This is a genomic window from Deinococcus gobiensis I-0, assembly GCF_000252445.1.
Lineage (GTDB): Bacteria > Deinococcota > Deinococci > Deinococcales > Deinococcaceae > Deinococcus > Deinococcus gobiensis.
This window is the reverse complement of sequence record NC_017790.1, coordinates 534,045-556,488: the sequence shown is the minus strand read 5'-3', so window position 1 is coordinate 556,488 and position 22,444 is coordinate 534,045. Positions and strand designations below refer to the sequence as shown.

Below are 22,444 nucleotides of genomic sequence, written 5' to 3'. Positions count from 1 at the left end.
ACCTATGGAACTGCGTCACCTGCGGCATTTCGTGGCCCTCGCAGAGGAGGAGCACTTCGGGCGGGCGGCCGAGCGCGTGTTCGTGGTGCAGCAGGCGCTCTCAAATTCGATCCGCAACCTCGAAGACGAGCTGGGGGTGGCGCTGGTGCTGCGCACGACCCGGCGCGTACAGCTCACCCCGGCGGGGCGCGAGTTCCTGATCGGGGCGCGCGAGACGCTGGCCCTGGCCGACCAGACCGCCCTGCGTGCGCGGCGGGCGGCGCGCGGCGAGGTGGGGCACCTGACGGTGGGCTTCGTCAGCGGGCTGGCCTTCGGCGGCCTGCCGGAGATCGTGCGGACCTTCCGCGCGGCCTTTCCGGGGGTCAGCGTGGACCTGCGCGAGCTGACCGCCCAGGAGCAGGAGGCGGCCCTGCGCGGCGGCCTGATCAGCGTCGGGCTGATGCTGCTGCCGGTGCGCGACCCCACCCTGGACTCGCAGGCCCTGTGGCGCGAGCCGCTGCTGGCCGCCCTGCCCGCCGGGCACGCGCTGGCGGCGCGGGAGCGGCTGACGATCGCGGACCTCGCGGGCGAGCCCTTCGTGTTCTTTCCGCGCTACCTGCGCGCCACCTATTTCGATCAGGTCATGCGCTGGTGCGCGGGCGCGGGCTTCACGCCGCAGGTCGTGCAGGAGGCCATCGAGATTCCCACGCTGCTCTCGCTCGTGGCGGCGGGCATCGGGGTCTTTTTGCCCATCGAGTTCTTCTCGCGCCTGTCGCTGCCCGGCGTGGTGTACCGACCGGTCGAGGACGCCCCGGTCATCGAGATCGTGGCCGCGTGGCCGCGCGGCGTGGGCGCGGCGACCCCGCCCGACCCGCTGGTGGGGGCCTTCCTGAAGGTGGCGGGCGAGGTGCTGGGCGAGCGGCGGGGCGGGGGCGCGGCCGGACTTGACCCTCAAGCCACGTGAGACTTCACACTGGGGGCCGGGGGTGAGCATGAAGCTGCTGTCCATCGGTCAATTTGCCGCGCGGGTCGGCCTCAGCGTCACGGCGCTGCGGTTCTATGCCGAGCAGGACCTGTTACGGCCCACGCAGGTGGACCCCGACAGCGGCTACCGCTACTACGCTCCGGAGCAGATCGCCGTGGGGCGGCGCGTCGCCGAGTTGCGGCGACTGGGGCTGCCGCTGCGTGACCTGACCCACATGCTGAGCGCTGCGCCCGAGGATGCCGCCCGGATTCTCGAACGCCACGAGCAGCGGCTCTTTCAGGACTTCCAGGCCAAGCGCAGCCTCCTCAAGCAGGTCGGGGAGCGGCTCTCTGGACAGCGGCAGCTCCCGGCGGTCGAACTCCGACATCAGGTCTGGCCCGCCCAACTGCTGCTCAGCGCCACCATGAGTGCCGACGCCCCGGACTTCGCCGACGCCTACCTGCGGCGGCTGGACGAGTTGCAGGCCCAGGCACATAACCAGCGCGTCTCCCCGGCCGGTGCGGATTTCGGGCTCTACCCCGGCGGCGAGTATCTGGGCGGCCCCATCCTCGCCGAGGTCTGCCTGCCCGTTCAGAGCGCGTGCATGGGCCGGGGACATCTGCGGTTCATGGCCATGGCCTCCGTGGAGGTGGCCTACACCCTGCACTCCGGCGACTGGCGCAGTTTCGGCGTGACCTTCGCCGCGCTGTCGGGCGCTATGGCTGCCGCCGGCCACCGCCCCGGCGTCTCGTACACACGGAGCACGCCACAGGGCGTGGAACTCGGCTTCCTGCTCGCCTGACCCCGAGCTGCCCGCCTTCTCCCGACAGCCCCAATCCCACATCCGTATCTGGCCCCATGCCAGAGAGGTGCGCCATGCCCATGACCGTTCCCCACGACGACCTGATCTCGCGCCGGTTTTTCCTGCGGGCGTGGGCGCTGCCCCCGAAAACCGAGGTGACGGTCGGCACGGCGGCCCCCGACCGGCACGGAGCCTGCTGGCAGGCAGAAGCGACCTACCGAACGACCGCTGCCGGTGCACTGGACCTGTCGGCCCAGCCGGCCCTGACGGGCCGATTCCGGGGCGTGGACCCGGCCGGACCGATCTGGAGCCTGCGCCCCCGGCCGGACCACACGCCCGCCTTCTTCGAGGCGCCGGAGGCGGGCGTGACCCTGACCGTGCGGCTTTCGGCAGGCGAACGCGTGCTGGAAGAAACTACCGTTCGTCGCCTGACCCACTCGCCGGACCTGCACGAAACCCCGGTGCGTGAGGACGGCCTGTACGGCAGCCTGTTCAGTCCGGCCCCAGGCACAGACCTGCGCGGCGCTTGCCTGTGCCTGGGCGGCTCCGAAGGGGGCCTGTACAGCCCCGTAGCGGCGTTGCTGGCCTCCGAGGGCTTTCTGGTCCTCAACCTCGCCTATTTTGGAGTACCCGACTCCGGTCTGCCCGAAAACCTGATCAACCTTCCGCTGGAGTACTTCGGGCAGGCTGCCGCATGGCTGCGGGCACGGCCCGAGGTCGCCGGGCGACGTGTCGGCGTCACGGGCGCGTCGAAGGGGGCCGAGGCGGCGCTTCTCGTCGGAGCGACCTTTCCGCAGGACATTGGGGCGGTGGCGGCCTTCGCCCCGAGTGGGCTGGTATTCGAGGGCATCGACCGGGCCGGCACGTTCCCACCTGGGCCACCGATGTCGTCATGGTCGTTCCGGGGGCAGCCCTGGCCGTATCTGCCCTACCACACCGACTGGGCTGCCTTTTTTGCCGCTGGCCCGCAGCCCATGACACCGGTCCACCACCGCGCCGCCAGGCAGGCCAGCGCGGCGCAGATCGCGGCGGCCACCATTCCCGCCGAGCGCGTCGCCGGCCCAGTCCTGCTGGTCAGCGGCGGCGAGGATCAGGTCTGGCACGCCGCCGAACTTGCCGAGGTCGCCCAACGGCGCCGTGAGGCGGCTGGCCGGCCCTCGCGGCACCTGACGCACCCCCACGCCGGGCATCACCTGAGCCTGCCTGGCCTGCCCACCTACATCCACGGCCTCTGGACACCGGGAGGGGAGGAGCAGGCCAACGCGCATCTCCAGTTTCAGGCGTGGGAGGCCCAGCTGGAGACGCTGGCTGCCATCTGGGCCTGAAGGCCGCCCACAGCGGGGAGAAGAGCTGAGGGATCACCTGCACTCCTTTCAGCTCTTCTCCCCCGCTATTCTCACGATTTCTCCCCACCCAGGTCTTGGACGACGTAGCAAGCCCCCGCAATTTCCGAGGCCGCTGCCGTCACGCCTCCGGAGTTGGGGCACCCATCAGCGCCGCGACCGCCTCTTCCTTGCCCTTGGCCTCGACCTCGATCCAGGGCACGTCGCGGTAGGCGCTGGGCAGCGCGGTGATGAGGTGGCTGTGGCGGCGGTCCTGCGGCCCCTCTATGCCGCTGCTCAGGTGCACGACCTGCCACTCGGGCGGCGTCCAAGTGGCGCGGGCCTTCAGGGTCCACTCGCGCACGCTGGGGTCCTCCTGGTCCGGCAGCTTCTCGCGCACGACATGGTGGTGGGCGTCGAACACCATCGGCACGCCGGTCGCCTCGCACACGGGCAGCAGGTCCTGCGGGCCGTACGCCCGCTCGTCGTTTTCCAGGCCCAGGCGCAGGCGGGCGGCGTCGGGCAGGTCGGGAATCACGGCCCGTAACTCGGCCGCCCGGCCCCCCTTGCCGCCGTGCAGCAGCAGCAGGTTCCAGGGCGTGCGCGACAGGCCCAGGCCGTCCATCACGCGGGCGTGCGAGGTCAGTGCCCGCACGCTGCTCACGCGGACCTCGGGGCGGTCGCTGTTCAGCACGATGAACTGCTCGGGATGCATGAGCACGCGGATTCCGGCGTCCTCGAAGGCGTGGCCGGCGCGCGTCAGCTCGCCCGCCAGCGAAGTCAGGACCGCCTCGCCCGTGTCGTCCCCCAGCAGGTCGAGCATCGGAAAGAGGCTGGAGCTCATGCGGTAGAGCCGGATGCCGCGCGCCGCACAGAAGTCGGCCGCCCCGCGCAGCCGCACGATGTTGTCGGCGTAAAGGTCCAGCAATTTGGCCTCGCGCTCGGCGGGCGACAGCAGTTGGTAGCGGCTGAGGGTCACGGTGCGGAAGCGCACCTCCGGCCCCTGCGTCATGCACACGAGGCCATAGGCGGGGCCGGGGGCAGCGCCGGGCGTGGTCACGGCATCGTCCGGGCTCACTGGCCGCTCCGCTTGGCCGCCGCGCGGCAGCGGTCGGAGCAGTATTTGACGTTGTCCCAGTCGCGCTCCCACTTCTTGCGCCAGGAAAAGGGCAGGCCGCACACCGGGCAGACCTTCTGTGGCCGCTCGGAGGGCTTGCGGCCCCCGCCGAAAGATTGCTCGCGCCTCGCCATATCTGCGCAGTCTGGCGTGCCGGACACGGCCGGAACGTAGGCGCGGCTTGACTGTTCCTGAGTGAAGCTCCTGCTTCAGCCCGCCACGGCCTCGCGCGACAGCGCCGCGTGGGCTTCCTGAAGGAGCGTCTCGGTCTCGGCCCAGCCGATGCAGGCGTCGGTGACGCTCACGCCGGGCTTCAGGGTACCCAGGTCGGCGGGAATGGCCTGCTTGCCGGCCTGGAGGTTGCTCTCCAGCATCAGGCCCTTGATGGCCGCCTGCCCGGCGAGGCGCTGGCCGAGCACGTCGCGCCACACGAGGTTCTGGCGGGCGCAGTCGCTGCCCGAGTTGGCGTGCGAACAGTCCACCATCACGGCCGGGCTCAATCCCGCCGCCTTCATGAGGTCGGCCGCCTCCTTGACGAACTGCGGCGCCGAGTTGGGGCCGCCCCGCCCCCCGCGCAGGATGACGTGCCCGTCGGGGTTGCCCTGCGTGTGCACGATGCAGGCCTGTCCGCCGTCGTCGATGGTGAAAAAGGCGTGCGGGCTGGCGGCGGCGACAATCGCGTCCACCGCCAGCTTGATGCCGCCCCCGGTGCCGTTCTTGAAGCCCATCGGGGCCGAGACGGCGCTCGCCATGACGCGGTGGGTCTGCGACTCGGTGGTCCGCGCCCCCAGGCAGGCCCAGGCCACGGCGTCGAAGAGGTACTGCGGCGCGAAGGGATCGAGCAGTTCGGTAGCGACCGGCAGGCCGAGTTCGGCCACCTCGATCATCAGTTTGCGGGTCAGCTCCAGGCCCTTGTTGATGTCGTTCGCGCCGTTCATGTCGGGGTCGAGCAGGTAGCCGCGCCAGCCGACCGTCGTGCGGGGCTTGTCCACGTACACGCGCATCTGCACTTCGAGGCGGTCTTTCACCTGTTCGCGCAGCGCCGCGAGCCTGTGGGCGTACTCGACCGCCCCGGCGTAGTCGTGGACGCTGCACGGCCCCACGACCACCAGCAGCCGGTCGCCTTTGCCGTGCAGGATGTCCTGGGCGGCGCGGCGGCCCGCGAGCACCGTGCGCTCGGCAGCGGGCGTCAGCGGATGGCGCTCCTTGAGGGCGCGCGGCGTGATGAGCGGCGTGAACCCCGAGACGTTGAGGTTCTCGGTGCGGCCGGGCTGGACGGTGGGGTCGGGGTGGGTCATGGCGGGGTCTCCTGGGATACGGCGGGAAAACGGGGGAAAGAAGAAACCGCCCGGCGGGCCTCTGTTCGGGCTTCACCGGGCGGTGGGGGAAACAGCGTGACGCTAGGCCCGGCGAATGCGGAACCAATAAAAAAACGCGGCGCTGAAGGGCATGGACGGAGTGTAGGCCGGGCCGGACCGCAGGCACGCGCGCGGTCTAGAGGGGGCCGGGCGCGTGGGGCGGCCGCGCCGTGCGGGCGTGCCCCGCCGGACCGGAACTTTTGCCGCTCTGGCCGCGTACTGTAGACAGATGAAACGTTCCCTCACCCTGCTTCTGACCGCGCTGGCGCTGGGCAGCGGGCTGGCCGACGCCGCCCGGCGCAGCAGCGGTGGGGGCTTCGGCGGCAGCCGCAGCTCGGGCAGTTCGTACAGGTCCTCGCCCACCTACCGCGCCCCCGCGCCGTCGTACCGTACCCCCACACCGCCGTACACGCCGCCGCGCAACTCCTCGTCCGGCAGCAGCTACACGGCGCCGCGCTCCTCCACGTCCTCCGGTTCGGCCACGCCGCGCAGCAGCAGTTCCGCGCAGCGGGGCGCGGCTCTGCCCAGCAACAGCAGCGTGCGGGGCAGCGCCGCCAACCGCGCGGCCGCCGCGCAGGTCACGCCCACGCAGCTCAGCGGCTGGAAATCCGCGCCGCTGCCGGCCGGCGTACCCCGCAGCGCCCTGACCTACAGCGCCACGCCCAGCGCGGGCTACCAGTACCAGCTCTCGCCGGGGCGCTACTACCCCTACCCCCAGAGCTACTACCGCCAGCGCAACATCGGCTACGATATCCTCAAGTACGCGCTGATCTTCACGGCGGTGGGCAGCGTGGCGAACGCGCTCGACGGCCCGGACGTGGTCGTGAACAACATCAACACGTCCCAGACCGGCGGCGAACTCAGCGGCCTGAGCTACACCCAGCCCGCGCCCGCGCGCCAGGGGCCGAACCTCTGGACCTACGCCGGAGTGGGCTTCGCGGCCGCCGCCGCTGCGTGGTTCCTGCTGGGCAAGCGCCGCTGATCCCTCCGCGCGCGCCCGCTGCCCCCACCGCCGTCCGGGTGGGGGCCTGCCCTGTGTGCTCTGAACCGGCGCGCCCCTTTCTTCACGTCACCTTGAGTTTTTCCTGAACTTCCGGCCCCTTTCGGTACACTGAAAAGGCAGTCAGACACGGGTTTTCCGCTGTCCGGCACATTCCTGTCCCCTCTCCCCGCCCAGGCCCCCGGACCCCCGCCGGTCCGGCGTGCCCGTTCCCGGCCCACGCGGGCCGGTCCCGACCTTCCGGAGGCCACATGAACCTGACGCTCTGTCCCCCCGCGCGTGGCGGCCCGTGACGCTCGCCGTCTTCTTTCCGTTCGTCATGGCCCTGGTCTGCGCCTGGGCCGGCCAGAAACTGGGCCGCCGCACCGGGTATCTCGCTGCGGCGGCCTTTTTGCCGGCGCTCGCCCTCGCGCTGCCCCTGGCGGGTATGCCCGGCGCGGCGCCCGTCACCGAGACGACCCGCTGGGTCGCGGAACTCGACCTGAGCCTCGCCTTCCGGGGCGACGGTTTCTCGCTGCTCTTCGCCGTCCTGATCGGGGTGATCGGCCTGCTCGCCTCGCTGTACTCGGTGGCGTACCTGTCGGCCACCGAGAAGTTCGGGCGCTTCTTTCCGTACCTGCTCCTCTTCGGCGGTTCGATGCTGGGGCTGGTCCTGAGCGACAACCTCATCGCCCTGTTTGGCTTCTGGGAGATGACGAGCGTCACCAGTTTCCTTCTGATCGGGCTGTGGCACACGCGCGGCGCGGCGCGCGACGGGGCCGTCAAGGCCTTTCTGGTCAGCGCCCTGGGGGGCCTCGCGCTGCTCACGGCGGTCGCCATGCTGGTCATCGCGGGCGGCACGGCCAGCCTCTCGGGCCTGGACCTCGCGGCGGTGCGCGCCTCGCCCCTGTTCGTCCCGGCGCTGCTGCTCACGGTCCTGGCAGCGGCGACCAAGAGCGCGCAGCTGCCCTTCCACCTGTGGCTGCCCACCGCGATGGAAGCCCCCACGCCGGTCTCGGCCTTCCTGCACTCGGCCACGATGGTCAAGGCGGGCGTGCTGCTGGTCGCCAAATTCGGGCTGATCTTCGGGGGGGCGGCGCTGTGGAGCGGGCTGCTGGTCCCGCTGGGCCTCACCACGCTGGCCTGGGGCTCGTGGCTGGCGCTGCGCCAGACCGACCTCAAGGCGCTGCTGGCCTACTCGACGGTCTCGCAGCTCGGGCTGCTGGTCAGCCTGTACGGCCTGGCCGACGCCGAGGGCCGCTTCGCCGCCACCGCGCACCTGCTCAACCACGCGGCCTTCAAGGCGGCGCTGTTTTTCGTGGTGGGCATCATCGACCACGAGACCGGCACCCGCGAGATCCCGTTTCTCGAGCGACTGCGGGCCAAGCTGCCCCTGACCTTCGTGGTCGCCCTGGTCGCCACCCTGAGCATGGCCGGGCTGCCGCCGCTGGGCGGGTTCATCTCCAAGGAGCTGTTCTACGAGGGGATGCTGCACCGCGGCTGGCCCTACCTCGCCGTGGCGGTGGCCGGCAGCGTCCTGACCTTCGCGTACTGCGCGCGGCTGCTGGGCATCTTCTTCGCGCGGCGCACCCCGCTGCCCGAGGCCGCCGAGGACCTGCGCCAGCACAGGGTCAAGGACCACATCCACGAGGCGGGGCCGGGGCTGCTGCTGCCGCCCGCGCTGCTGGCCGGGGCCGCCCTGCTGTTCGGCCTGTGGCCCGGCAGCGCCGAGTGGCTGACCCGCACGGCGCAGGGCGCGCTGGAGTTCGGGGAGTACGGCGGCCACCTCTCCCTGTGGCACGGCGTGACCCCGGCGCTGCTCGCCACGCTGCTCACCTGGGCGCTGGGGGCGGCGGTCGTGTGGCAGGCCCCGGCCTTCGCCACGTTGCAGGGCCGCCTCACGCCGCTGTGGAACGCCAACACGGTCTACTACACCCTCACGCAGGGGCTGGGCCGCCTCGCGAGCGCCGTCGTCAGGCGCACGCAGGGGCTGGGGCTGCCCGACCAGCTGCGCATCATGCTGCTCAGCGCCGGGATCATGGGCGGCTACGCGGTGTGGCGCTCGCCCCAGGTGTTCCAGCCCATCGGGCGCGTGCCGCTGGAACTCGTGCCCATCGGCGTGCTGCTCGTGGCGGGGGCGGTGGGCGTGCTGCTCTCGCGCAACCGCCTGACCGCCGTCATCGTGACCGGCCTGACCGGCTTCGGCAGCGCGGCGGCCTTCCTGGCCCTGCGCGCGCCCGACCTCGCGCTGACGCAGCTGCTCATCGAGGCGGTCACGGTCATCCTGTTCCTGCTGGCCTTCCGCTACCTGCCGGGGGTCCGCGACCTGCCGCGCACGCGGGGCCGCCTCGTGCTCGACGCCGTGCTGGCGGGGGCGGCGGGCCTGGGCACCACCCTGCTGGTCCTGAGCAGCCTGCGTTTTCTGGCGCCGCCCATCTCGCCCTACTACCTCGTGAACAGCTACTCGGGCGGCGGAGGCAAGAACGCCGTGAACGTCATCCTGGTGGACTTCCGGGGCTTCGACACCATGGGCGAGGGGCTGGTCGTGGCGATGGTCGCGCTGGCGATCTCCAGCCTCGTCACGCTGGGCCGGGTGGGCAAGACCCGCACCGCGCCGGACGAGGCCCCCGACCTCAGGCCCGTGCCCTCCCGCCACCAGAGCCGGAGGCAGAAATGAGTCCCAAACGCAAGAAGCCCGCGCCTACCGCCGGGCACGCCACCCCCGCCCCGCCGCCCCTGAGCGGCGACCCCATCCTGCGCACCGTGAGCCGCGCGGCCTTCGCACTGGTGATGCTCTTCGCGCTGCTGCTGCTGTGGCGCGGGCACAACGCGCCGGGGGGCGGCTTCATCGCCGGGCTGATGACGGTCGCGGCCCTGCTGCTGCACCGCGTCGCCACCGGACGCAGCGCCCTGCGCGCGCCGCCCCTCACCCTGATTCCTTTCGGGGTGGCCCTTTCGGTCCTGACCGGACTGGTGCCCTACCTGCTGGGCCAGCCCTTTCTCAAGACCGCCTACGGCTACGTCACGACGCCGCTGACCGGCGAGTTCGAGTGGGCCACCGCCCTGATCTTCGACATCGGGGTGTACCTGACCGTCGTGGGCAGCGGCCTGAGCATCGCGGAGAACCTCGCCGAGATCCGCCCCACCGGCCGCGTGCAGGAGGACGAATAATGGCCTCGCTGTTCGCCCTCCTCATCGGCGTCCTGATCTCGGCGGGCGTGTTTTTGCTGCTCTCGCGCACGGTCGTGCGGGTGGTGCTGGGGCTGGCCTTCATCGGCTACGGCGTGAACCTCGCCATCCTGACGGTCGCGGGCCTGGACCAGAAATCGCCCCCGCTGCTGACCCTGCCGGGCCCCTACGTGGACCCGCTGCCCCAGGCGCTGATCCTGACCGCCATCGTCATCGGCTTCGCCACGACCGCGCTGCTGCTCACGGTGGCGCTGCGGGCCTACCAGGTGGCCGGGCACGACGACGTGGAGGCCTTCGGGGACAGCCTCGCGCGTGAGACCGACGCCGGCGACGAGGTGCAGGCCGACCCCGAGCACCAGAGCCCCGACCTGCCCGACTGGGAAGGCGACCCGGCCCACCGCCCGGAGCACCACGCGCCGCCGCACCTGCCCGGCGACCTGGACCCCATTCCCGAGCCCACGGCCGACGACCCTGCCCGGAGGCAGCCATGATCCTGCAAAGTGCCCTGCCGCTGGCCCCCATCCTGACCCCCCTGGGCCTGGGCCTGCTGACCCTGCTGCCACTGCGCCGGGGCCCCCGGACCGCCCTGGCGCTGCTCGGCGGCCTGCTGACCCTGGTCTTCGCGCTGCTGCTCGTGCGCGGCACGGCCGGGGGCGAGGTGCTGGTGAGCGAGCTGGGCGGCTGGCGCGCGCCCTTCGGCATCGTGATGACCGCCGACCGCCTGTCCTCGTACATGAGCGCCCTGTCGGCCCTGTGCGGCGTGTTCGCGCTGTGGATGATGACCGTCCACGAGGACCGCGTGCGCGAGCGCCACCACAGCTTCGCCCTGACCCTGTTCCTGCTGACCGGCGTGCAGCTCTCGTTCCTGACCGGCGACCTGTTCAACCTGTTCGTGGCCTTCGAGATCATGCTGGTGGCCAGCTACGCGCTGGCGGTGCTGGGCTCTACCCGCGAGCAGCTGCGCGAGGGCCTGCGTTACATCGTGATGAACCTGACCGCCTCGGCGCTGCTGGTCATCGCCTGCGGGCTGGCCTACGGCGTGCTGGGCACCCTGAACTACGCCCACCTCGCGCAGCGTTCGGCCGAGCTGGGCGCGCAGGGCACCGTGACGGCGGTCGGCGTGCTGCTGCTGCTGGTGTTCGCGGCCAAGGGCGCGCTGTTTCCGCTGGGCTTCTGGCTGCCGGGCACCTACCCGGCGCTGCCGCCCGCGACCGGGGCACTGTTCGCCGCCGTGCTCACCAAGGTGGGGGTCTACGCCCTGATCCGCATCTTCACGACCGTCTTTCAGCAGGACCCGGCGCTGCCCCAGGGGCTGCTGCTGGGGCTGGGCGCCCTGACCATGTTCTTCGGGGCGCTGGGGGCGGTCAGCCAGCGCGAGTGGCGGCGCATCCTGAGTTTCACGGTCATGAGCAGCGTGGGCTACCTCGCCTTCGGGCTGGGACTGGGCACGCCCGACGCGCTGCGCGCCAGCCTCGCCTACCTCGCCGTGAGCATGCTCGTCACGCTGGCCCTGTTCCTGATCGCGGCGGTGGCCGAACGCGAGAGCGGCTCGCGCCTCGTGCGCCCCGAGCGGCGCGGCTTCATCGAAAAACGCCCGCTGCTGGCCGCCTGTTTCCTGCTGTGCGCGCTGACGGCCGCCGGGCTGCCCCCCACGGGCGGCTTCGTCGCCAAATACGCCCTGATCCGCGCGGGGCTGCTCCAGGGCTCGGGGCTGGCGATCCTCGCGGTGGTTTCCGCGCTCGCCAGCAGCCTCGTGACGCTGTTCGCCATGCTCGGGGTCTGGCGCGGCTTCTTCTGGGGCAAGAGCGCGGCGCCCGCGCCGGACGCCCCCCCCGCCCGGCCCCGCCCGGCCCCGGCCCCCTGGCCCCAGCGCCTGCCCGCCTACGCCGCGTCGGCGCTCGTGGCCGGGCTGGCCCTGTTCGCCGGACCGCTGTTCTCGCACGCCGAGGCGACGGCCCGTGAGCTGCGCGACAACGCCCGGTACATCCGGGGCGTGCTGGGCGACGATCCGGTCGTGATTCCGGCCGCACCTACCGGCAGCGAAATCCAGAAGAAACAGGAACCCGGAGAGTCGCCGTGAGGAGGCCGACATGAGAGGTCTGGCACTGAACATCATGCTCGCCGTCGTCTGGGCGCTGTTCTCGGGCGAGGTCAGCACCCGCGAGCTGGCGATCGGCTTCCTGCTGGGCTTCGCGCTCCAGCTCGTGTTCCCCGACGCCCTGGGCACCCGCAGCTACGTGTCGCGCAGCCTGGGCCTGCTGCGTTTCCTGGGGTTTTTCCTGCGCGAGCTGACGGTCGCCAACGTGCAGGTGGCCCTGTTCGCCCTCCAGTCGCACCCGCCCCTGAATCCGATGGTGGTCGCGGTACCCGTGCGACTGCGCAGCGACTCGGCCCAGACACTGCTGACGGCCGTCATCACCCTGATGCCCGGCAGCGTGGTGCTGGGCTTCAGTCCGGCCCGCGACGAGCTGTACCTGCACATCGTGGGCACGCGCAATCCGCGCGAGGCCCGCGAGAGCATCTGGCGGGTCGAGGCGCAGCTCCTGAACTTCCTGCCGGCCCCCACCGGGCCTGCGGCCGGTCCCAAAGAGGTGACTCCGTGATCGTCAATCTGGCGCTGGGCATCGTGGCCCTGTCCGTCCTGCTCGTGACCTACCGCGTGCTGCGCGGCCCCAGCTGGGGCGACCGCATCATGGCCTTCGACTTCCTGAGCGTGAATCTGGTGATCCTGTTCGCGCTGATCGCCGTGCGCACCCGCCTGATCGTGGTGCTCGACGCCGCCCTGGTCCTGAGCCTGCTGGGCTTCCTGAGCACCGTGGCCCTCACGCGCTACCTGCTCGTGGGCCGGGTGATGAAATGAACGACTTCTCGCCCGCCCGCGACATTCCCATCCTGCTGGGGGCCTTTTTCGTGCTCACGGCGGCCATCGGGGTAGTGCGCTTCCCGGACCTGTACTCGCGGCTGCACGCGAGTTCCAAGCTGGTGACGCTCGGCTCGGCCGGCATCTTCCTGGGGGTGGCCTTCTCGTTTCAGGACCCGGCGGCCTTCACGCGGCTCATCGCCGTGCTGCTGTTCCAGTTCCTGACCACGCCGCTCTCGGCGTACCTCATCGCCCAGGCGGCCTACCTGCGCGGGCTGGCCCCGGTGCTGCCCGGCGGCATCGACGAATGGGGCGCGCTGGGCAGGGCCGAGGAGGTCGCCCAGGCCGACCGCGACGCCGTGCGCGCCATGCAGGCCGAGGGCCAGTAGGCAGGAGCAGGGGGAGCGCAGCCTCCCTGCCCCCTGCTCCTGTGGTTTCAGGCCTCGTCGATCTGCCGGAGCTTCTCGACCCGGCCCGCGAGCTCGCCCAGGTCCAGGGCGCGCAGGGCCTTGGCGGCGCGCGATACGCCCGCCTCGTCCACGACGTTCTGGTTCCAGCCGGCGATCAGCATGGCGCAGCCCTGGAGCGCCTCGGTGACCGTCTCCTTGTGGAACATGGCCGCGAGGTTGCCGGCCTGCGCGGGGCGGGTCTGCTGCACCTGCGCCTGCACGTCGAGAACGACCTGCATGAACACCTGGTCGAGTCGGGCGCGGTCGTCGGGGGCGATGGTCTTGCCGGCGGGCGGGGTGGACTGGGTCATGGGGGGCAGTGTAGGGGCAGGCGGCCGGGGGCAGTGGGGGCGGGCCTACTGGCCCCCGGGGGGCCGGCGCCTAGAACCCGAAGCGCCGCAGCACCTCGGCGGGCGTGCGGCGCGGGCGGCCGCTGGCCGGGTCCACCCACACCCACTCGGTCTGGCACTCGGCGAGGCGCACGCCGCCTTCCGGGTCGCCGGGGTTCACGCGGTCGAGGGTGTAGGCGCGCACGCTGCGCAGCCCCGCGCTGACGGTCAGCGCCGTGCGGACCCGCACCCGGTCGCCCAGCAGCGCGGGCTTGTGGTAACGGATGACGTGCTCGCGCGCCACCGGCACCGCCCCCAGCGCCACGAGGTCGGGGGTGCCCAGACCCACGCGCAGGGCGTGTTCGCGCGCCACCTCCTCGCACCATGCCAGATACACCGTGTTGTTGACGTGGTGCAGGTCGTCGAGATCGCCGGCCTCCACGGTGAGGGTCAGGGCGTGGCGGCGCAATTCGGGCAACCCCTCCCACAGCACGTCCGCATCGGGAATGGCGAGCTTCACGGTTCCAGCAGGCCGTTCACAGCCCGGGCCGCCGCGAGGTCCAGTTCGGTCACGCCGCCCGCCTCGTAGGTGAAGAAGTTGACCTTCACCGAGTGGTACTTGATGTGGATGTCGGGGTGGTGCCCGCGTTCCTCGGCCTGCGCGGCCACCCGCACGGCGAAGGCGACGCTCTCGGCAAAATTCTCGAAAGGAAAGACGCGGAACAGCTTGCCGCCGTCGCCCCACCAGCCCTCGGGCTTGAGTTCGGCCACGTCGCCGTCGCTGAGCTTGCGCTCGGGGTCGTAGGCCATGCGCGGGTCGTAGGTCATGGGGCCATGCTAGAGCAGCGGCAGCCCCGGGCTGAAGCGCGGCAGCGCAGAGGGCACGGAGGGCGTGGCAGTGGTCCTGACACGGCTCAGGCCGACCGGCACCGGGGCCTGTTCCCCCTCAGGCTTCAGGGCGACCGGTTATGACCGGCCCTGAACCGGCTACAGGCGGAGGACACGGCTTCCCGTCCCACGCCCCAGGGCGCTCCCACCGGCCCCCACTTCCTCAGTTTTCCGAGACCACCACGCCCTTCCAGAAAGCCACGCGGCCCCGGATGTTTTCGGCGGCCTCCTTGGGCTCGGGGTAGTACCACGCGGCGTCGGGATTGGTCAGGCCCTCCACTTCGACGGTGTAATAGCTTGCCGTGCCCTTCCAGGGACAGACGGTGTGGGTGTCGCTGGGCCTGAGAAACTGCTGCTCGACGTCTTCGAGGGGAAAATAGTGATTGCCCTCCACGATGACCGTGTTGCTCGACTTGGCGAGGGTCTGCCCGTTCCAGATCGCTCTCATGCCCCAGGGTAGGCCGGGGTGGGGGGCGCGGGCCATCACCGTCCCTTGAGCGGCGCGCCCCGGGGAAGCCGGGCATTTGACAGGACTCGGGCGCGGCCCCCTAAATAGGGACAACATATGAAACGTTTCCACAAGGTGGGGCGCACCGGCGCCCTGGCGGCCCTCACGCTGTCTCTTTCGGCCTGCGGGCTGCTGAACCCGGCCCCGCAGCCCGGCGCGTCCTCGAGCGACTGGCGCGATCAGGTCATCTATTTCGCCATGACCGACCGCTTCGCCAACGGGGATTCGGCCAACGACAACGGCGCGAACCGGGACGCGGGCGACCGCGCCGACAGGACCAACCCGCTGGCCTGGCACGGCGGCGACTTCGCAGGCCTGAAGGCCAAGATCGAGCAGGGTTACTTCAAGAAGATGGGCTTCACGGCGCTGTGGATCACGCCGGTCGTGCTTCAGGTGCCGGCCGTCGCCGGGCCGACGAGTGGGCCGAACGCGGGCAAGGCCTTCGCGGGCTACCACGGCTACTGGGCCGAGGACTTTTTCAAGGTGGACCCCCACCTGGGCACCCTGGACGAGTACAAGGCGCTCGTGGACACCGCCCACAGGAACGGCCTGAAGATCATCCAGGACGTGGTCGTGAACCACGCGGGCTACGGCGCGACCCTGACCAAGACCAACCCGCAGTGGTTCCACACCGACGCCGAGTGCGCGGCGACGGGCGCGAACACCACGACCGACTGCCCCCTCGCCGGCCTGCCCGACTTCAAACAGGACCTGCCCGAGGTCACGAAGTACCTCAACGACTTCGTGACGTACTGGCGCACGACGACCGGGATCGACGCCCTGCGCATCGACACCATGAAGCACGTGCCCGACGCCTACTGGAAGCAGTTCTTCGCGGCGGGCGGCGCGGGCGACCCGGCCAAGCTGTGGTCGGTGGGCGAAGTCTTCGACACCAACCCCGCGTATCTGGCCCGCTTCATGGACCAGCTGGGCGCGCCGAGCGTCTTCGACTTCGCGCTGTACGCCGGGCTGCGCGACGGCCTGAGCAGCGCGGGCGGCGGCCTGGACCGCGTGGCCGACGTGTTCGCGCAGGACGGGGCCTACCGCGACGCCTCGCGCCTGACCACCTTCGTGGACAACCACGACGTGCGGCGTTTCGTGAACGAGGTGACCTCGCGCGGGGGCAGCGCCGCGCAGGCCGCCGAGCGCCTGGACGCCGCGCTGTCGGTGATGTACCTCTCGCGCGGCACGCCCAGCGTGTACCAGGGCAGCGAGATCGCCCAGAAGGGTGAGGGCGACCCCTACAACTTCCCGACCGGCGAGGGCAACCGCGAGGACATGGACTTCTCGCGGGTGGACGCCAGCCCCCTGACGGGCCGCCTCGCCGCCCTGGCGCAGGCGCGCACGACCTACCGCGCCCTGACGCGCGGCGCGCAGCAGGAGCTGTGGCGGCCCAACGGCGGCGCGCCCGTGCTGGCCTACCGCCGGGTGGTGAGCGGCGTGAGCGGCGCGGCCGGGCAGCCGGTCGTGTTCGTGGTGAACGGCGGCGACACGGCGCTGGACCTCTCCACGCTGGGCGACGGCGGCCTGCCGCTGCTGGGCACCTTCGCGGGCGGCCCCCTGACCGAGGTGACCGGGCGCACGAGTGACCTGAAGGTCGTGAACGGCAAGCTGGTGGGCACCGTCCCCGCGCGGGGCGTGCTGGCCGTGACCGGCGCGGCGGGCGGCGGCACGGGCGGCACGGTCAACCCGGGCCTGCCGGAAGTGGCGAACCTGAGCACCCGCGCGGGCGACAGCGCCGTCGAACTGAGCTGGGTTCTGCCCGCGGCCACCCCGAATGCGGCTCCTGTCGGCGGCTACCGCATCTACGCGACCCCGGCGGGCGGCAGCGAGCGGCTGCTGAACTTCGCGCCGATTCCGGCCAGCCAGACCCGCTACCTCGCGCGCGGGGTCGCCAACGACGTGTCCACGAGCTTCCGGGTGGTCACGGTGGACGCCAGCGGCGCCGAGAGCCGGGGTGTCAGCGCCAGCGCCACCGCCAGCAGCAAGAACACGGTCAAGGTGACCTTCACGGTGGACGCCCGCTCGCAGGGCAACGGCCCCATCGAGCTGCGGCGCTTCGACACCGGCAGCCAGGTCGCCTTGCCCATGACCCAGGGCGCGCGGGGCATCTGGAAGACCGACGCCGAACTGCCCCTGTTCCGCGAGGTGAAGTTCAAGTTCGGCAATGCGGGCGCGGGCGCCAAGAACAGCGGCTACGAGGGCGACGGCCAGAGCGACCGCAGCTACGTGGTGGGGACGGGCGGCAACGCCTACAGCGGCACCTACGACTTCATCAGCGAGCCGGTGCCCACCACCGTGATCGAGGGTCGCGTGACCGGGGCGGGGCAGCCCCTGACCGGCGCCGTCGTGACGGCCACCGGAGCCAAGCCCAACCTGAACTACGCCCTGACCTTCCCGGACGGCAGCTACACCCTCTTCGTGCCCGCCGGGACGCAGGCCCTGAGCGCGGCGGCCGACGGCTACGCGACCGGCACCCGCAGCGCCACCTCGCCGCAGACCGGCGCGGATTTCGACCTCGCCAAGGCCGGGACGCCGAGCGGGCCGGTGGTCGGCAAGTACCGCATCGACGGCGACCTGAGCGACTGGACCGCCCCCAAGGTGACGGTGCAGAGCGCGGCGGCGGGCGTGTTCGGCGACAACAACAACTGGCTGAGCCTGCGGGCCGACAGCGACGCGGGGTACCTGTACCTCGCCTACACCTACCGGGTGGACGGCAACAGCGCCCTGCTGTACCTCGACACCGGCACGGGCGGCGCCGCGCAGGCCGACAACTTCGCGGCCTGGAAACGCGCGGCCACCTTCGGCGGGAACATGGGCGGTGTGGACGCCTTCGTCGCCCGCTACGGCAACGAGGCGCCGCAGCTGCGCCGGGTGCAGAGCGACACCGACGTGCCCGAGGTCGCGGCCGGCAGCTACACGGTCGGCACCTCCGGCACGCTGCCCAGCCAGACGGTCGAGCTGGCGATCCCCTGGAGCGCGCTGGGCCTGAGCGGCGCTCCGGCGGCCGGGGTCAACGTCGTGGGCGGCATCTTCGGGGGCGACGGCTACGGGGCCGGGGACATCATCCCCGACGCGGGCAGCACCCCGGCGGGCGCCAACACCATCGGCAGCGAGGCCGACAAGCGCCGCGCGACCTTCACGGCGCCGATCAACGTGAAGTAAGAGTGCCTTGGAGAGCGGGGGGCGGCCGTCACTGGCCTGCCCCCCTTTTCCCTGCCTGTCATGACGGGCTGACAATCTCCTGACATAGTGGGTGAGAATCAGGAGGATTGTCATGGTCTTGTCAAAATTCATGCCCCACAACCCGAAATTCAGTGCCAAGTTCGCCGAGGCGGCGGCCAATGCCCACGTCACCGCGCGGGCGCTGGTGGACTTGCTGGAGAACTACACCGATGTCGAAGCCAAGGTGCAGCGCGTGCGCGACCTCGAACACGAGGGCGACCGCCTCTCGCGCGAGGTGACCAACCTGCTGGCCGAGTCCTTCATCGTGCCCTTCGACCGCGAGGACATCATCAGCCTGAACAATGAACTCGACGACCTCGTGGACTACATGGAGGAGGCCGCGCGCCGCCTGAGCCTGTACCGCGTCGAGCGCCCGCTGCCGCAGATGGCGCCGCTGGCCCGCGTGGTCGAGGCGCAGTGCGCGCTGCTGGCCCAGGGTATGCCCCTGATCGAGAACACCGGGCGGGTGGGCGAACTGGCCGAACTGGCCCAGAAGATCCGCGCGCTGGAAGACGAGGGCGACCGCATCAGCGACGACGTGCAGCGCGGACTGTACGACGGCGTGAACGACGTGCAGGGCATGATCCGCGCCATGCGCGGCGGCGAGATCGTGGGCCTGATCGAAGACGCCTCGGACCAGGCGCAGCGGGTCGCCAAGACGGTCGAGAGCATCCTGCTCAAGAACGCGTGAGCCGGGGCCAACGCCGATGACCGCCGCCCTGCTCTCCCTCATCGTGATCCTCGCGCTCGCGCTGCTCTTCGACTTCATCAACGGCTTTCACGACACCGCCAACGCCATCGCCACCTCGGTCGCCACCAAGGTCCTCACGCCCGTGCAGGCCATCGCCATGGCAGCCGTCCTGAACGTGGTCGGCGCCCTGACCGGTACCGCCGTCGCCAAGACCATCGCCACCGACATCGTGCCCCAGCAGTTCGCCACGCTCGAGCTCGTGGGGGCCGCGCTGGTCAGCGCCATCCTCTGGAACCTCTTCACGTGGTGGAAGGGTCTGCCGAGTTCCAGCAGCCACGCGCTGATCTTCAGCCTCGTGGGGGCGGGGGTCGCGTCGGGCGGCTGGGGCATCATCATCCCCAAGGGCGTGCAGAAGACCCTCACCGGCCTCGTGACCAGCCCGGTCCTGGGCTTTCTGGTGCCGATCCTGCTCATGTTCCTGCTGTCGTGGCTGGTGCTGCGCCACATGCGCCCGCGCGCCGTGACGCGCAACTTCCGCTGGCTCCAGATCTTCAGCGCCGCCTTCATGGCCTTCTCGCACGGCGGCAACGACGCCCAGAAGACCATGGGGATCATGACCTTCGCCCTGAGCGCCTACTTCGGCACGCAGATCGAGCAGGTGCCGCTGTGGGTCATCCTGAGCGCCGCGACCGCGATGGGCCTGGGCACCTCGGTGGGCGGCTGGCGCATCATCAAGACCATGGGCTTCAAGGTCGTGGACCTCAAGCCCGTGGACGGCTTCGTCGCCGAGACGAGCGCGGCCCTCATCATCGAAACCGCCAGCCGCCTGGGCATTCCAGTGAGCACCACCCACACCATCTCGACGAGCATCATGGGCGTGGGCACCACCAAGGGCTTCAAGAAGGTCAAGTGGCAGGTCGCCGGGCGTATCGTCGTGGCCTGGGTCACGACCATTCCCATCTGCATCGCGCTGGGCTGGCTGGTGTTCCGCATCTTCGAACTGTTCGTCTAGGCCCCCGCTGGGGGACATCGGCGCTCCGGCTCTGGCCTGGGCGCTTTTTTGCTGTTCCAGACAGCGAGTCCATTACGGCCCAGAACCGATTTCATCTGGCCGACATCTCTGTGGTCAAAGGTGGGAACTTTTCGGCCTGTGCCGCGTACTCTAGACGTATGCAGACCTTTACCCCGACCAAAGTCCGCACCCAGGACGTGGTCCGCACCTTCATGGCGCGCACCTATTCCTGGATGGCGGCGGGGCTGGCCCTCACGGCCGGCATCGCCTACCTCACCGCCCAGAACGAGGCCTTCGCCCTGCAGGTCATGCAGTGGCGGCTGCCCCTGATCATCGCGCAGCTCGCGCTGGTGTTCGTGCTCAGCCTAGGCGCCCAGCGCCTGAACAGCGGCCTGGCCGGCGTGCTGTTCATCGCCTACGCGGCCCTGACCGGCCTGACCTTCAGCGCCCTGCTCTTCGCGTACTCGCCCGCCGCCGTCATCTCGGCCTTCGCCACCACCGCCGGCACCTTCGCCCTCATGAGCGTGGCGGGCTTCGTGATCAAGAAGGACCTCAGCGCGATGGGCCGCTTTTTCATGTTCGCCGTCATCGGCCTGTTCGTCGCCATGATCGTGAACCTGTTCGTGGCGAGCAGCGCCCTGACGCTGGGCATCAGCATCGTGGGCGTGCTGCTGTTCGCGGGCCTCACCGCCTACGACACCCAGATGCTGCGCAACCTCGCCCTGAGCGGTATCGAGGGCGAGCAGGCCGAGCGGGCCTCGATCAACGGCGCGCTGGCCCTGTACCTCGACTTCATCAACATGTTCCTCTTTATCCTGCGACTGTTCGGTATGGGTGGCCCCAGCCGCGACTGAGCCGAGCCTCCTCTCTCCAGCCCCCGCACCCCCACCGGTGCGGGGGTTTTTGCTGTGGCAGTTGACTGGGAGTCGGCGCTGCGGCGGCTTGTCCGGACCGCGTGGGGGGGTGGGGCTTGACAACAGGCACGGGCTTGTCTGGGCGCGTGAGGCTTCTGTCAGAACGTAGGCCGTAGGCTAAGAAGCGTGAATAAGCTCACATCGCCGGAGACCTTCCGGCGGCGCGGCGGGCGGGTCAGTGGCCGGTGGTCGCTGCGCGCGCAGTTCACGCTGGTGATCTTTCTGCTGACCTTTCTGCCCAACCTCACCATTACCCTGCCCACCCTGCTGCGCGGGGCGGTCCCCACCTGGCTGCCGCTGTGGATGGTGGCGGTGGCCGGCGTGAGCGCCCTGACCGGCTACGTGCTGAGCGGCGCGTTGCTGCGGCCCCTGCACCGGCTGGAGGCCGAGGTGGCCGGCGGCCGGGTGGGCGAAGCGCACGGAGACGACCCGGCCGAGGTCCGCGCGCTGCGCACGGCCTTCGCGGGCCTGCTGTCGCGGCTGGGCACCGAGCAGAGCCGGCGCAGCGCCTTCATGGCGACGCTGGTCCACGACCTCAAGACCCCGCTGATCGCGGCCGGGCACCTGACCCGCCTGCTGACCGGCGGCGGCCTGCCCGAGACCGAGCGGCGGGGCGTGGGCGAGCAGATGCTGGCCGAGACGGGACGGCTGCTGACCCTGGTCGACCAGATGGCCGACGCGCACCGCTTCGAGCGCGACGACGTGCAGTTGCGCCGCGCACCGACCGACCTGCACCGGCTGCTGGGCAGTGTGGCCCGGCGGCTGTCGCCCCGCGCCGCCGAGCGCGGCCTGAGCCTGAGCGTCGCGGGCCAGGGCGAGGCCGTGGTGGACGCCGCCGCGCTGGAACGGGCCATGACCAACCTCACCGAGAACGCCCTGCGGTACGCGCGGCGCGGCGCGGCCCTGTCGGTCGTCCCGCTGCCCAGCGGCGGCGTGGGCCTGCGGGTGCAGGACGACGGTCCCGGCCTCGCCGCGCCGCTGGCCGACCTCGCGCAGCCCTTCAACGCCCAGCCTGCGACCATCGCCGGGCAGCAGTACACCGCCGGAACCGCCGGCCTGGGCCTGTTCATCGCCCGGCGTATCGCCGAGGCCCACGGCGGCGAGCTGCACTACAGCCGGACCCCCCCCGATCTGCCGGGCGACCACGCGCCCACCGCGCCCAGCGCCCCTCCCCTGACCACCTTCACACTCTGCCTCCCGGAGGTTTCCCCATGAGACTGGTTATTGCCGACGATCATCCCCTGTTCCGTATGGGCCTCAAATACGCCCTGATCCAGCAGGGGTTCGACGTGGTGGCCGAGGCCGCCGACGGCCCGAGCGCCCTGGAGGCCTGCCGGCTGTACCAGCCCGACGCCGCGCTGCTCGACGTGAAGATGCCCGGCATGTCTGGTATCGAGGTCTGTGACCGCCTGCGCATCACCGCGCCGCGCGTGGTCAGCGTCCTGATCACCACCTTTGCCGAGCCCGCCATCGTGCAGGCGGCCCGCAGCGCCGGGGCGCGCGGCTACGTGAGCAAGGAGACCGATCCCGAGAGCCTCGCCCAGCAGATCCGCGACATCGTGGCGCACCCCGACGTGGACCGCCTGCCCCAGGTCGAGGTACCGCGCCTGACCCCCCGCGAGTCCGAGGTGCTGCCGCTGCTCGCGCGCGGTTTCTCGAACAAGGAGATCGCCAAGAACCTCGGTGTCAGCCCCGACACGGTCAAGGACCACCTCGCGCGGCTGTACGCCAAGCTCGAGGCCCGCGACCGCACCGAGGCGGTCAGCCGCGCCCGGCATATCGGACTGCTGGGCTGAGCCCCGGCGCCAGGACAGCAGAAGCGGCGCGGAGAGAACCGTCCTCCGCGCCGCGCCCGTTC

24 protein-coding genes are annotated in these 22,444 nt (G+C 71.0%); 17 read left to right on the top strand and 7 right to left on the bottom strand.

From position 1 onward, the window contains the following. Positions 1-4 precede the first annotated feature (4 nt). The 3 genes from DGO_RS02695 to DGO_RS20890 all read left to right on the top strand — a co-directional run bounded on the left by DGO_RS02695 (position 5) and on the right by DGO_RS20890 (position 3,070). Entirely contained in the window at positions 5-943 is a 939-nt protein-coding gene (locus DGO_RS02695) for a LysR family transcriptional regulator (RefSeq protein ID WP_014683949.1), read from the top strand. A gap of 28 nt (positions 944-971) precedes the next feature. After that, positions 972-1,745: a MerR family transcriptional regulator gene (locus DGO_RS20895; protein ID WP_014683948.1), complete on the top strand. Its 774-nt coding sequence runs from the start codon at positions 972-974 to the stop codon at positions 1,743-1,745. Positions 1,746-1,825: 80 nt separating this feature from the next. Then, entirely contained in the window at positions 1,826-3,070 is a 1,245-nt protein-coding gene (locus DGO_RS20890; protein ID WP_169330985.1) for an acyl-CoA thioesterase/bile acid-CoA:amino acid N-acyltransferase family protein, read from the top strand. Between the two features lie 139 nt (positions 3,071-3,209). Here DGO_RS20890 and uvsE read toward each other — a convergent pair whose 3' ends face one another. From uvsE to DGO_RS02670, 3 genes are all read right to left on the bottom strand, one after another. Beyond that, positions 3,210-4,079 (bottom strand): UV DNA damage repair endonuclease UvsE, encoded by an 870-nt coding sequence (gene uvsE / locus DGO_RS02680; RefSeq protein WP_050920858.1) that lies wholly within the window; start codon positions 4,077-4,079, stop codon positions 3,210-3,212. A 62-nt stretch (positions 4,080-4,141) separates the two neighbouring features. Next, complete coding sequence (locus tag DGO_RS21555; protein ID WP_043800765.1) at positions 4,142-4,318, bottom strand: DUF2256 domain-containing protein; 177 nt, start codon at positions 4,316-4,318, stop codon at positions 4,142-4,144. A gap of 75 nt (positions 4,319-4,393) precedes the next feature. Further along, entirely contained in the window at positions 4,394-5,482 is a 1,089-nt protein-coding gene (locus DGO_RS02670) for a 3-deoxy-7-phosphoheptulonate synthase (RefSeq protein ID WP_043800762.1), read from the bottom strand. A gap of 289 nt (positions 5,483-5,771) precedes the next feature. On the opposite strand from DGO_RS02670, the gene DGO_RS02665 reads away from it, so the two are divergent. The 8 genes from DGO_RS02665 to mnhG all read left to right on the top strand — a co-directional run bounded on the left by DGO_RS02665 (position 5,772) and on the right by mnhG (position 12,959). Beyond that, the gene (locus tag DGO_RS02665) at positions 5,772-6,524 is read left to right on the top strand and encodes a hypothetical protein (protein ID WP_014683942.1); all 753 of its coding nucleotides are present in this window, start codon (positions 5,772-5,774) and stop codon (positions 6,522-6,524) included. Between the two features lie 307 nt (positions 6,525-6,831). Further along, the gene (gene mbhE, locus DGO_RS02660; protein WP_014683940.1) at positions 6,832-9,198 is read left to right on the top strand and encodes a hydrogen gas-evolving membrane-bound hydrogenase subunit E; all 2,367 of its coding nucleotides are present in this window, start codon (positions 6,832-6,834) and stop codon (positions 9,196-9,198) included. Continuing rightward, the gene (locus tag DGO_RS02655; protein WP_014683939.1) at positions 9,195-9,692 is read left to right on the top strand and encodes an MnhB domain-containing protein; all 498 of its coding nucleotides are present in this window, start codon (positions 9,195-9,197) and stop codon (positions 9,690-9,692) included. Before mbhE ends, DGO_RS02655 begins: the two co-directional genes overlap by 4 nt. Then, the gene (locus tag DGO_RS02650) at positions 9,692-10,201 is read left to right on the top strand and encodes a sodium:proton antiporter (protein WP_014683938.1); all 510 of its coding nucleotides are present in this window, start codon (positions 9,692-9,694) and stop codon (positions 10,199-10,201) included. Before DGO_RS02655 ends, DGO_RS02650 begins: the two co-directional genes overlap by 1 nt. After that, positions 10,198-11,790, top strand: coding sequence for a proton-conducting transporter transmembrane domain-containing protein (locus DGO_RS02645; RefSeq protein WP_014683937.1), 1,593 nt, complete (start codon positions 10,198-10,200; stop codon positions 11,788-11,790). The genes DGO_RS02650 and DGO_RS02645 overlap by 4 nt, the downstream gene beginning before the upstream one ends. 10 nt (positions 11,791-11,800) lie before the next feature. Continuing rightward, positions 11,801-12,313: a Na+/H+ antiporter subunit E gene (locus DGO_RS02640; RefSeq protein WP_014683936.1), complete on the top strand. Its 513-nt coding sequence runs from the start codon at positions 11,801-11,803 to the stop codon at positions 12,311-12,313. Next, entirely contained in the window at positions 12,310-12,570 is a 261-nt protein-coding gene (locus tag DGO_RS02635) for an MrpF/PhaF family protein (RefSeq protein WP_014683935.1), read from the top strand. The genes DGO_RS02640 and DGO_RS02635 overlap by 4 nt, the downstream gene beginning before the upstream one ends. Then, entirely contained in the window at positions 12,567-12,959 is a 393-nt protein-coding gene (gene mnhG, locus DGO_RS02630; protein WP_014683934.1) for a monovalent cation/H(+) antiporter subunit G, read from the top strand. Before DGO_RS02635 ends, mnhG begins: the two co-directional genes overlap by 4 nt. 47 nt (positions 12,960-13,006) lie before the next feature. On the opposite strand, the gene DGO_RS02625 is transcribed toward mnhG, so the two are convergent. From DGO_RS02625 to DGO_RS02610, 4 genes are all read right to left on the bottom strand, one after another. Next, complete coding sequence (locus DGO_RS02625; protein WP_014683933.1) at positions 13,007-13,330, bottom strand: hypothetical protein; 324 nt, start codon at positions 13,328-13,330, stop codon at positions 13,007-13,009. Positions 13,331-13,400: 70 nt separating this feature from the next. Further along, positions 13,401-13,868, bottom strand: coding sequence for an acyl-CoA thioesterase (locus DGO_RS02620; RefSeq protein ID WP_050920655.1), 468 nt, complete (start codon positions 13,866-13,868; stop codon positions 13,401-13,403). Continuing rightward, positions 13,865-14,176 (bottom strand): 4a-hydroxytetrahydrobiopterin dehydratase, encoded by a 312-nt coding sequence (locus tag DGO_RS02615; protein ID WP_050920654.1) that lies wholly within the window; start codon positions 14,174-14,176, stop codon positions 13,865-13,867. Before DGO_RS02615 ends, DGO_RS02620 begins: the two co-directional genes overlap by 4 nt. A 223-nt stretch (positions 14,177-14,399) precedes the next feature. Continuing rightward, positions 14,400-14,684, bottom strand: coding sequence for a DUF427 domain-containing protein (locus tag DGO_RS02610; RefSeq protein ID WP_043800759.1), 285 nt, complete (start codon positions 14,682-14,684; stop codon positions 14,400-14,402). A 117-nt stretch (positions 14,685-14,801) separates the two neighbouring features. Here DGO_RS02610 and DGO_RS02605 point away from each other — a divergent pair, with 117 nt between their 5' ends. The 6 genes from DGO_RS02605 to DGO_RS02580 all read left to right on the top strand — a co-directional run bounded on the left by DGO_RS02605 (position 14,802) and on the right by DGO_RS02580 (position 22,382). Continuing rightward, a complete protein-coding gene (locus DGO_RS02605) occupies positions 14,802-17,909 on the top strand; it encodes an alpha-amylase family glycosyl hydrolase (RefSeq protein WP_014683929.1) in 3,108 nt (1,035 codons plus the stop codon). Positions 17,910-18,021: 112 nt separating this feature from the next. Continuing rightward, on the top strand, positions 18,022-18,660 hold the full coding sequence (locus DGO_RS02600; protein WP_014683928.1) for a DUF47 domain-containing protein: 639 nt from the start codon (positions 18,022-18,024) through the stop codon (positions 18,658-18,660). 16 nt (positions 18,661-18,676) lie between these two features. Next, the gene (locus DGO_RS02595) at positions 18,677-19,672 is read left to right on the top strand and encodes an inorganic phosphate transporter (RefSeq protein WP_014683927.1); all 996 of its coding nucleotides are present in this window, start codon (positions 18,677-18,679) and stop codon (positions 19,670-19,672) included. A gap of 158 nt (positions 19,673-19,830) precedes the next feature. Further along, positions 19,831-20,526, top strand: a complete 696-nt coding sequence (locus DGO_RS02590; protein WP_014683926.1) for a Bax inhibitor-1/YccA family protein — start codon at positions 19,831-19,833, stop codon at positions 20,524-20,526. Between the two features lie 273 nt (positions 20,527-20,799). Further along, entirely contained in the window at positions 20,800-21,801 is a 1,002-nt protein-coding gene (locus DGO_RS02585; RefSeq protein ID WP_014683925.1) for a sensor histidine kinase, read from the top strand. Continuing rightward, complete coding sequence (locus tag DGO_RS02580; protein ID WP_014683924.1) at positions 21,798-22,382, top strand: response regulator transcription factor; 585 nt, start codon at positions 21,798-21,800, stop codon at positions 22,380-22,382. Before DGO_RS02585 ends, DGO_RS02580 begins: the two co-directional genes overlap by 4 nt. The last annotated feature ends 62 nt before the right edge of the window (positions 22,383-22,444 follow it).